The organism is Sphingomonas sp. BL-S-30 (assembly GCF_055521475.1).
This window is the reverse complement of record NZ_CM145481.1, coordinates 4,701,431-4,711,050: the sequence shown is the minus strand read 5'-3', so window position 1 is coordinate 4,711,050 and position 9,620 is coordinate 4,701,431. Positions and strand designations below refer to the sequence as shown.

Sequence of the window (9,620 nt, the reverse complement as noted above, 5' to 3'; positions counted from 1 at the left end):
CACCGGTGGTGGCCGGACTGGATCGCCCGATAAAGCTGATGAGCGTGGCGGTCTGCTGCGCGGCATTGGTTGCCATTCTCGATCTGGCTTTTGACCAAGGCCATCTGGTCTGGCGCTTTTTCATGCCGGAGCATGGCGAGGGACCGGAGTGGAGGGACCTCTTCCAGGCGTTGCTCTTGGTCTTCGGCCTGCCGATCGGCTTGATGCTCTGGCATTGGCGTGACCTGAGCGTCCGTCAGCAACTCGAGAATGCGCGCAAGGATACGACGCTCAAGGAGTTCAGCGAACTCCAGCTGCGCGCCGCCGGCGCGATCGACGAGAAGCTTCCCTTCGGTGCACGCGTTGCCCTTCAGGTCGCTGCGTTGCACCAGCTCCGGCCCTATCTTCGGGGCGAATATGGACCCAGCTTCCGCTTGGGCGCCTTCGAGCTCGTGCTTTCCGTCCTGGACGGACGGGTTCGCGACGCGTCCGGGGACAGCCAGGAGGAGGGGACGGCGGATATAGCGCAGTCCTCCGTCGTTTCGCGCCGAGTACATCAGGCTGTCCGCGATATCGTTTACGAAGAATGGAAGCATGTTTTCACGGAAGGCACCGTGTTCACGCGGCGGTCGCTGAAGGATCTTCGCCTCCCCGACTTTACGCTGCTGGAGAGGATCGATTTCGTCGAATGCGACCTGTCTGGCGCATCCTTCGCCGAGGTCGACCTGAGCGGTTGCAGGTTCACGAACTCCACCTTGGACGGCGTCAGCTTCCGAGCAGCGGAGATGAAAGGCTGCGAGTTCGACAAGTGCGAGATGAAGGAAACGAACTTTGTCGATGCGCGCCTGCACCATACGCGGATTGGTCACTGCGATTTGAGCGGAAGCGACTGGCATGACGCTGTGCTCCGCCGCGCGCAGCTGCATCACGACAACCTCGGTGGAGCCTTTATGGAGGACGTGCTGCTGCAGGAATCGATCGTCTACCGATGCAATCTGGAAGGGGCCGATCTCCGAAAAGCGCAGGTTGCATACTCGGCATTCGGCGCGGTCGATTGGAGTCTTCCGCTTGTCGACGGTTTCGCCTTCGATGCGGACACGGTTCTTGGCGGTGAGCTCTCGTATGACGAGCCGAGTTACCCGCCAATGGATGAGCAGCTACGTGTGATCTGGGCGGCGAAGCCAGAGGAAGAACGGGATCAAATGCGAAACCATCTCTATGAGAATTCCGCATCTAGGGAAGCGCCGGACATGTCTCGCCTCGACGAGCCTATACAGCGCAGTTCGATACCTTTCTGAGGAGGCCACGCTGCGCGAGGCGGAGAATGGCATGGGTGGTCGGTCCACGGCCCGGCGCCTGCGGCGGCTCTGCTCCGTTACCGGACACGCCCGTCTCGCTTGAGAAGGCGGGCAAGAGCCGCGTCAATCTCTTGTCGGCTCCAGCTCTGTCGCCCGCCGAGCAGGGCCGGGTTCGGCAGGATGCCGCGATATACTTCGCGGATGAACGCTGACTCGGACAGGTCGAGATAGGCGGCTGCCGTCCGCTGCCGCATCATTTCCGGCCAATCGGGAAAACGAAGGGCGATTTCACGATCAGACGGTGCCTCGCCCTCGGGGATGGCAAGGCCAACGACCCCGGCAACCTTGGCTGCCGCCTCGGCGCCCTTCTCGTTCGCCACCAGGGGCGGAGGCTTCCTCTCACCTATGCGCCGAGCAGGCGGCAATGGCGGCTTCCAGGGCTCGACTTCCGGCTCGGCGGCGAGCTGCGCATCGATCCAGGACTGAACCTCGCTTCCCAGCCACCGCCGGGCCTTCGCGCCGAGGCTGTGGCCGGGCGGGAAGGTGCCTTCCTGGATTTTGCGATAAATCGTCGATGTCGAGAGGCCGGTGCGCTGTCGCACCTCTTTCATGCGGAGAAAGTGATCTGGAGAAACGTCCGGCATAGTTCTGAGAACCTTCAAAGCGGTCATTGGCGAGCGGTGTGCGCCGGTCAGGCGCAATGCGGATGACGCACGGAATGGTCGAACCCCGGGGTTCGCGAGGTCGCCCGCACTCTCGAGCATCGCTTCCGGAACATTGCATTGCACCCGCGCGACATGCCGACGGGCGGTTTTGAAGTTACGCGACCTCAGTATCTTGACAGTGCGCGCTAGCGCATCCGTTCACACTCATATGGACAATAGCCCAAGATTACAGTATGGCTTGTTTGTCGGCAAAGATGAGTGAAAGGCCAACTCCGAAGGACTCGAACCATATTTTCGCTCTAAGCTTTAGGCGTATTTGTGGTGATATAATTGATATCAAATTCAGTTAGAGAAATCTTCTCAAATTGATATCTATATTTATTGGGTTCTCTTCTGGGCACCATTTTCCCCGTTCAGGGAACGGGTGAAGATTTGCGCTCGCTCGTTGACCGGAGTCGGTGTTAAGAACGGCACCCGAGAATAAGTATAAGCGTAAGGGTGGGATGACCAAGGTATTGGTGGCGGAGGATGATCCGCTCACTCTCTCAGGCATCGAGATCCTCCTCGACAAGTCAAATTTCGACGTGGTCGCCGCCGTGAATACCGGGGTGGCGGCGCTCGACGCGCTGGCGCACGCGCGGCCGGACATGCTGATCCTCGACAACAGCATGCCGGAGCGCACCGGGCTCGACGTGCTTCGCATCCTGCGGAACCGCGGCGACAACCGGCCCGTGATCCTGCTGACCAGCGGCATGAACGATCAGGCCGCGAAAGAGGCGATGCAGCTCGGTGTGAACGGCATCGTCATCAAATCGACCGCACCGCGCGACCTGCTGACCTGTCTCGAGACGGTGGTGCAGGGGCGGCGCTGGCTCGACCAGGAGGTGATGCAGCGGGCGATGGATCTGGCGATGTCGCCCGATACGGCGCGCGATCCGCTGGAAGCGCTGAGCGGGCGCGAGCGGGCGGTGACCTCGCTTGCCCAGCGCGGCCTGCGCAACAAGGAGATCGCCGACGAACTCGGGCTGACCGAGGGGACGGTCAAGGTCCATCTCCACAAAGTCTTCGAGAAGCTCGGCGTGCGCAGCCGGACCGAGCTGATCCTGTTGGTGCAGGGGCGCGAGGGATAGGGAGAATCCCGGGCGACTATATCGAAAGAGATAGGCGCTTTCGCCCGTTGGTAAGCGCGCTTCGCACCGCCGGTTGAATGGCCTCACGCGCGGGGCCGGCCCATCTGCCGCCAGACTGGCGGTATCGAACCGCCCCTCGACAGGCGGTTGATGACTCGGTTTTGCATGTTCGGACTGGCGATGCTGGTGGCGCTGTGCGCCATCATCCAGCCGGCGCATGCCCAGGTTACCGCCTATGCCGCCGGGCAGGGCGCGGTAAACAGCGTCGAAGTGGGGGTAGAGGTCCGGGCTTCCGTGCGCGGCCGTTGCGGCTTTGCCGCCGGGGGCGCGCCCACGGGCAGCATCGACCGCGCCGATTTCGACCAGACCGGGTTCAGCAAGGATTTCGCGATTCAGCTCAGTTGCAGCGGTGCCTCGCGGATCGCGGTGTCATCGGCCAATGGCGGGATGACCATGCAGGCGGGCACCGCCACGGCCGGGTATGAAACCAGGGCGCCCTATCAGGTCGCGCTGCGCGTCGTCGCCGACAACGGCACCAGCGCCTCGGCATCGTGCGACGCGGCGAACCTCGCCGCAGGCGGCACGTGCAGCTTCGCCGGGACGGCCAGCGCCGCCGGCCTGCGGCTGGGGGCTGCCTCCACCAAGGCCAATGGATCCTATCTGCGGGTCAGCGCGCCCGCCTATGCAGGCAATGCCCAGCTGATGGCAGGACGCTATTCCGACACGCTGACGATCACGGTCGGCATCGCTCCTTAAGATTCGGGTAAGTATCGCGCGCGATGGTTTGTTTACGGCTTCAGGTGTGTATGATGTCGCAGTATGAAATGGGGCCCTTCTCGTCGAGGTCGCACCCTGCCCTACGCAAGTTGGGCACTCTCCATTGTCGCGCCGTGCTTACCGGCTCTGGCATTGCCCGGCTCGGCCCGGGCGAACGATCGTGTGGATATTTATGGGCATGTCGCGCCGCGATGCTGGGCGACGGCCCCGGCGATAGCGTTGCCCGGCTCGGTCGCGCGCTCACCCGGGCTCGCCGTGACATGCAATCAGACGATGCCCCGGCTGCTGATCCGGATACTCGACGCCGACGGCACCGTCCGGGCGATCGAGACGGACCTCGCAACCGCTGCACAACTATCGGGTCGCACCGCGCTGGAGATTCTCGTATCACCTCCCTTATGAGGGTTCGGACGGCGGGAATTGCGATTACGGGCCTGATGTCCGCGCTGGGATATGCCTCGCCGGCAAGCGCCGACAGCCAGCTTTCGATCGTCTGCGGGGTGACCGGCAGCGCGACCGCGCCCGCCAGCATCACCTATGATCCCTTTTCGCCGACCGGGCTGTCCGAGGTGACGATTCCGCTGATACTCCGCCGCAACCGCGGGCTGCTTACCGGCCGGACCAACGAAGTGAGCCTGATCCTGACCGCCCCGTCCGGGACGCCACCCCTCGACGTGACCTATCGCGGCTATCCGGTGCTCTATTCGGAAGGGTCGACCGCCGGCCGGCCGCGATCGCTCGATTCGAAGGACAATGGCGCCGGCGCGGCCGGCGAGATCCGCTACGACTTCGGGAACCTGTTCGCGTCCGATCTGTCGACGCCGCTCAACCTGCGGGTCTCCGTCCCGCCGGGGACCGATCTGTCGGCCGGCGAGCCGATCATCTTCGACATTCTCTATATCTGCTCGGGCGAAGGGGGGCTGTTGAGCTTGCCGGTACCGGTGCGCGACAGCGCGGCGATCCGAATCAACGTCAACACCGTCAGTGCGCTCCAGGCCTATTATGCCGGATCGGCGCTGGACTTCGGCGAGATCGGGGATGCGACCACCGCCGCGGTCCAGGCGGCACCCGAACGCTTCACCACCTCGGCGGCCAACGCGCTGCGCGTGCGCAGCTCCGGCCCATTCGAGGTGAAGATGCGCTCGCAGAATGATTTCCGGCTGACCTTCCCGGGCGGCAACCTCGCCGATTCGGCCCAGACGATCCGCTACAGCGCCCGCTTCCTCGGCCGCGACGTCGCCTCCAACGCCGCGTTCGGCGCGCGCACCTGCGCCCGGGCCGGGATCGGCGGCGAGGCGGGCACGCTCGCGTTGCGCGCGACATTGCAGGAAGGCGGCGCCGGCAAGACCCCCGCCCCCAATTATGGCGACGTGATCAGCATCACCTTCACGCCGATCGTCACCGCCTCTGCCGCGACCAACTGCGCGGGTCTCTGAACGCCCCTGTTATATCCTTGGGTATAGCCGGTTGCGCTGGAAGTTAGGTCGCTTTTCACCGCCAGCTAAATGGGGTCGCGGGTCGATCCCGGGCAAATGAGCCTTGTCGGGGCGAGGGGCCCCAAGTGATCAAGGAGATTTGACATGAAGAAGCTCGTTCTTTCCGCCCTGACCATCGGTTCGGTTTTCGCTGCGGCACCTGCCTTTGCGGATGCGACCGGTTCGGTCGACGTGACCGGCACCGTTGCGGCACGCTGCTCGGCGGCCACCCCGATCTCCGGCGCCATCACGCTGGGCGAACTCGCCAAGACCGACGGCACCGTCGACCCCGCCTTCGCCGGCAATACGGGCGGCCTGACCCGCAACTTCACCATCAAGTGCAACGGCTCCAACCCGAAGATCTCGGTCGACGCCAAGCCGCTGGTGAACGCTGCCGCGACCAACTCGCCGAACGGCTACACCAACACCGTCCACTACACCGCGACCGTCGTTGCGATGGGCGCCAAGGGCGGCACCACCAGCGTAGCCGACCAGTCGCTGAGCACGGGCGCCACGTCGGGCCAGGTCGGCGACCGCCTCGCTTCGGTGTCGAACAACATCTCGCTGACCGTCGGCAGCGGCGTCACCGCTGACTCGACCGCTGTCCTCGATGCCGGCACCTACGCGGGCAAGGTCGAGATCACGATCGCTCCGACCGCGTGATCGGGTATTTCCGGCAAGCCCTTCCAGGGGCGGGGCTTGCCGGAAACCCCGTCTGTCGAATGGATCTGCAAAACCCCGAGGCCCTGGCGGCCGAACTTCGTGCACGGGCGCTCTGCGCCACCGGTGAGGAACGCGCCGACCTTCTTTTCCTGGCCGCCGAATATGAGCGGCTGGCGACGACGCTCGACGCCGGCGTTCCGCCGGACAAGGTCCGGGTCGTTTTGCCGAAATGACATCCTGCCGGGGGCGGTGAAAACCGCCCCCGCAGACACCTCAAGCAAGACCCGCGCTTTTCCTGCCTTGGCGGCGACGGCGCATGGGTCCATCATCCCGCCGCCGCGTCCGACGACAGGGTGCGAAGCGTGTAGGAGTAGGCTCGTGACGTTGCAGCGTAGATCTTTCATCGGCGGGCTGATCGCCCTGCTGGCGGTGCTGGGCATCTCCACGGCCGTTTATGCGATGACCGTTCAGCCAGTGGTGATCGATCTCACCACCTCGGGCCGGGGCATGAGCCAGGTGGTGACGGTCGAGAACAGCTTCGACAAGCCGCTGCCGGTCGAACTCCGCATCGAGACGCTCGAGCTCAATGCCGATGGCGTGAAGGCGACCGGCCATGACTCAGGAGAGCTTGCCGCCTTCCCGCCCCAGGCGCTGATCCAGCCCGGCCAACGCCAGAATTTCCGCGTGCAATATGTCGGAGATCCCGCGCTCGCGCAGAGCAAGCACTATTTCCTCACCGTCGCTCAGCTCCCCGTCCAGACCAACGAAACGCAGTCGAACATCCAGCTGCTGTACAATTTCCAGGTCCTGGTAAGCGTCTCGCCCGAAGGCGCCAAGCCGGCGCTGACGATCGCCTCGGCCGAGATCGGCAAGGGTGCCGACGGCAGCCCCGCGCCCGTGATCACGGTCACCAACAGCTCGGCGGCGCATGGCTATCTCTCGCATGGACGAGTCCGCATCGTGCAGTTCGCCCCTGACGGTCGCGAAGTGTTTCGCACCCAGCTCACCGGCCCCGATCTCCAGCAGACGATCGGCTATGGCCTGATCGGTGGCGGGCAGACGCGGCGCATGACCCTCGCCGTCCGGCTGCCGCAGGCGGACGGGCGAGTCGAAGCGCAGTTCACGCCCGATGCCTGAGGCATCGCTTACCGCATGAACCCGATGGTTGCCGCGGGAGCGCTCATGCTCGCCGCGCTCGTGTTCCCGGCTGCGGCGCGTGCCCAGACCGCCGATCCGGCGCAGGCGCGCGTGGTCCTCGATCCCGGGGCGGACGCGAGCGCGATCAACCCGACCGGCCGGGCGATCGTGCTGACCGCGCCGGTGATGGACGGGCAGGCCTATCTCGGCGACACCACCGTCACGCTCGATACGGCCGGCCGCGCCAGCTTCTCCGCCGATCGACTGCTGGCCCTGATCGAACCGCGCATCGCAGCGGCGCTGATCGCGACGCTGCGCGCCCGGCTCGCCGCGCGGCACGCGCTCGACCGCACCGATCTCCAGGGTATCGGTGTGGGCATCCGCTATGATCCGCAGGCCCTGCAGATCACGCTCGAGATCGCCGCGGCGAGCCGGGCCAGCCGGTCGGTCGCCCTGCGCGACAGCGACGCGCGCGGACCGGTAACCTATGTCGCGCCGGCCGGCCTCAGCGCCTATCTCAACATCCGGGGATCGCTTGACTGGGTGGAGCAGGGACCGGATTCGGGCATTGCCGCGCCGGTCACCTTCCTGGACGGGGCGATCCGCGCCGGCGGCGTGGTGCTGGAGAGCGAGGCGAACTGGCGCGCGGGCGGGGCCGGCCCCGACCTGCAGCGGCGCGGCACGCGGCTGGTCTATGACGACCGGCACAATCTGGTGCGCTGGAGCGGCGGCGACCTGCAGACGCTCGCACGCGGCTTTCAATCGGCGCCCGAGATTGCCGGCCTGTCGATCTCCCGGTTCTATTCGCTGCTCGATCCGCAGACGATCATTCGGCCGCGCGGCAATCGCAGCTTCCAGCTCGACCGGCGATCGACCGTCGAGGTGCGCGTCAACAACCAGCTGGTGCGGCGGCTCGAACTCGATCCGGGCAGTTTCGACCTGCGCGACTTCCCCTTCACCCAGGGCGCGAACGATGTCCGGCTCACCATCACGGACGATGCCGGGCGCACGCAGTCGTTCGACTTCGACATCTTCCTCGATCAGGCGCAGCTTGCCACCGGCCTGAGCGAGTTTGGCCTTTATGCCGGGACGCTCGCGCCGACCGGCGCACGAGGCCCGGTCTATAGCGGCGACCTTGCCTTTAGCGGTTTCTACCGCCGCGGCGTGAGCGACCGGCTGACGCTCGGCGCCAACGCTCAGGCCGACAACCGCGGATGGATGGGCGGGGTGGAGACGGTCGTGGCAACTCCGGTCGGGTCGTTCGGCGGCTTCGCCTCGGCCTCCCGGGTCAAGGGCGTGGGGCCGGGCTGGGCGGGGATCATGACCTTCCAGCGGACGATCACCCGCGGCGGCGACCGGGCCGATGCGCTGTCGGTGTCGTTCGAGGCGCGAAGCCGCCATTTCGCACCGATCGGCACCGGCGTGCCATTCAATCCCTACCGCTATATCGCCGGCATGAGCTACAACAGCGCGATCAGCGACGCGGTCTATGCCGGGCTGGACCTGCGCTATTCAAAGGGGCGCGACGGCGAGCCCAATGTCGGCAGCATCCGCGCGACCGGCGGCTGGCGGATCAGCCCGGATCTCAGCTTCACCGGAGACCTGAGCTATGAGCGCGACGGCCGCGGCCATCGCATCGGCGCGTTTCTCTCGCTCACCTACCGGCTCGACCGCGCCTCCAGCCTGCGATCCGACTATGACAGCCGCGACAATCGCGGCCGGCTGACCTACCAGACCTATAGCGGATCGGGCACCGGCGCGTATAATCTGAACGCCGATATCGAGCATAGCGACAGCGGTGCCGGGGCGAGCGTCAACGGCTCCTATTACACCAATCGGGCCGAGCTGGGGTTCAGTCATTTCAGCACGTTCGCGCCCGATCTCGCGCGTTCCACGGCACAGCGATCCTCGCTGCGCTTCGGCACCGCCTTGGCGATGGCCGATGGCGCCTTTTCGATCGGCCGCCCGGTCCAGGACGGCTTCGCCATCGTGCGCGCGCACCCCTCGCTGCGCGGCGCCGACGTGCTGGTCGATGCCTATGGCAAATTCTCCACCGCGGAAACGGGCGCGCTCGGCACCGCACTCCAGTCCAGCCTCAGCAGCTATAGCGAACGCAATGTCCAGGTGACCGCGCCCGATGCGCCGCTCGGCGCCAATCTCGGCGAGGGATCGTTCCGGCTCCTGCCGCCCTATCGCGGCGGATACCGGCTGACGGTGGGTTCGGACTATATGGCCAGCGCGGTTGGGCGGCTGCTCGGCGCCGACGGCGCACCGATCGCGCTGGTGGCGGGCACCGCGACCGAGGAAGCGCATCCCGAACGCGAACCGATTGCCCTGTTCACCAACGCCGCGGGCCGGTTCGGCGCGACCGGGCTGGCGCCGGGGCGTTGGCGGATCACGCTGACCGATACCGACAAGACCAGCTTCGAGCTCGTCATCCCGAAAGGCGCCGACGCAACGATCGCGGCCGGCGATTTGCGGCCCGAGCCGCGTTGA

9 protein-coding genes are annotated in these 9,620 nt (G+C 65.7%); 8 read left to right on the top strand and 1 reads right to left on the bottom strand.

Translation table 11 applies throughout. The features are described from left to right. The first annotated feature begins 38 nt into the window (after positions 1-38). Positions 39-1,277, top strand: a complete 1,239-nt coding sequence (locus ACZ1I5_RS22170) for a pentapeptide repeat-containing protein (protein ID WP_465171389.1) — start codon at positions 39-41, stop codon at positions 1,275-1,277. Between the two features lie 77 nt (positions 1,278-1,354). Here the strand turns inward: ACZ1I5_RS22170 and ACZ1I5_RS22165 are convergent, their stop codons facing one another. Continuing rightward, positions 1,355-1,948: a helix-turn-helix transcriptional regulator gene (locus tag ACZ1I5_RS22165; protein WP_465171388.1), complete on the bottom strand. Its 594-nt coding sequence runs from the start codon at positions 1,946-1,948 to the stop codon at positions 1,355-1,357. A gap of 497 nt (positions 1,949-2,445) precedes the next feature. On the opposite strand from ACZ1I5_RS22165, the gene ACZ1I5_RS22160 reads away from it, so the two are divergent. The 7 genes from ACZ1I5_RS22160 to ACZ1I5_RS22130 all read left to right on the top strand — a co-directional run bounded on the left by ACZ1I5_RS22160 (position 2,446) and on the right by ACZ1I5_RS22130 (position 9,620). Then, positions 2,446-3,072, top strand: a complete 627-nt coding sequence (locus tag ACZ1I5_RS22160) for a response regulator transcription factor (protein ID WP_465171387.1) — start codon at positions 2,446-2,448, stop codon at positions 3,070-3,072. Between the two features lie 150 nt (positions 3,073-3,222). Then, positions 3,223-3,828 carry a hypothetical protein gene (locus tag ACZ1I5_RS22155; protein WP_465171386.1) on the top strand — a complete coding sequence of 202 codons (606 nt, stop codon included), beginning with the start codon at positions 3,223-3,225 and terminating at the stop codon, positions 3,826-3,828. A gap of 458 nt (positions 3,829-4,286) precedes the next feature. Beyond that, the gene (locus ACZ1I5_RS22150; protein ID WP_465171385.1) at positions 4,287-5,285 is read left to right on the top strand and encodes a hypothetical protein; all 999 of its coding nucleotides are present in this window, start codon (positions 4,287-4,289) and stop codon (positions 5,283-5,285) included. Positions 5,286-5,429: 144 nt separating this feature from the next. Further along, entirely contained in the window at positions 5,430-5,987 is a 558-nt protein-coding gene (locus tag ACZ1I5_RS22145) for a hypothetical protein (protein WP_465171384.1), read from the top strand. Continuing rightward, positions 5,984-6,220, top strand: a complete 237-nt coding sequence (locus tag ACZ1I5_RS22140; RefSeq protein ID WP_465171383.1) for a hypothetical protein — start codon at positions 5,984-5,986, stop codon at positions 6,218-6,220. The genes ACZ1I5_RS22145 and ACZ1I5_RS22140 overlap by 4 nt, the downstream gene beginning before the upstream one ends. 145 nt (positions 6,221-6,365) lie before the next feature. Beyond that, positions 6,366-7,124, top strand: coding sequence for a fimbria/pilus periplasmic chaperone (locus ACZ1I5_RS22135; protein ID WP_465171382.1), 759 nt, complete (start codon positions 6,366-6,368; stop codon positions 7,122-7,124). A 45-nt stretch (positions 7,125-7,169) separates the two neighbouring features. Continuing rightward, positions 7,170-9,620 carry a fimbria/pilus outer membrane usher protein gene (locus tag ACZ1I5_RS22130; protein WP_465171381.1) on the top strand — a complete coding sequence of 817 codons (2,451 nt, stop codon included), beginning with the start codon at positions 7,170-7,172 and terminating at the stop codon, positions 9,618-9,620.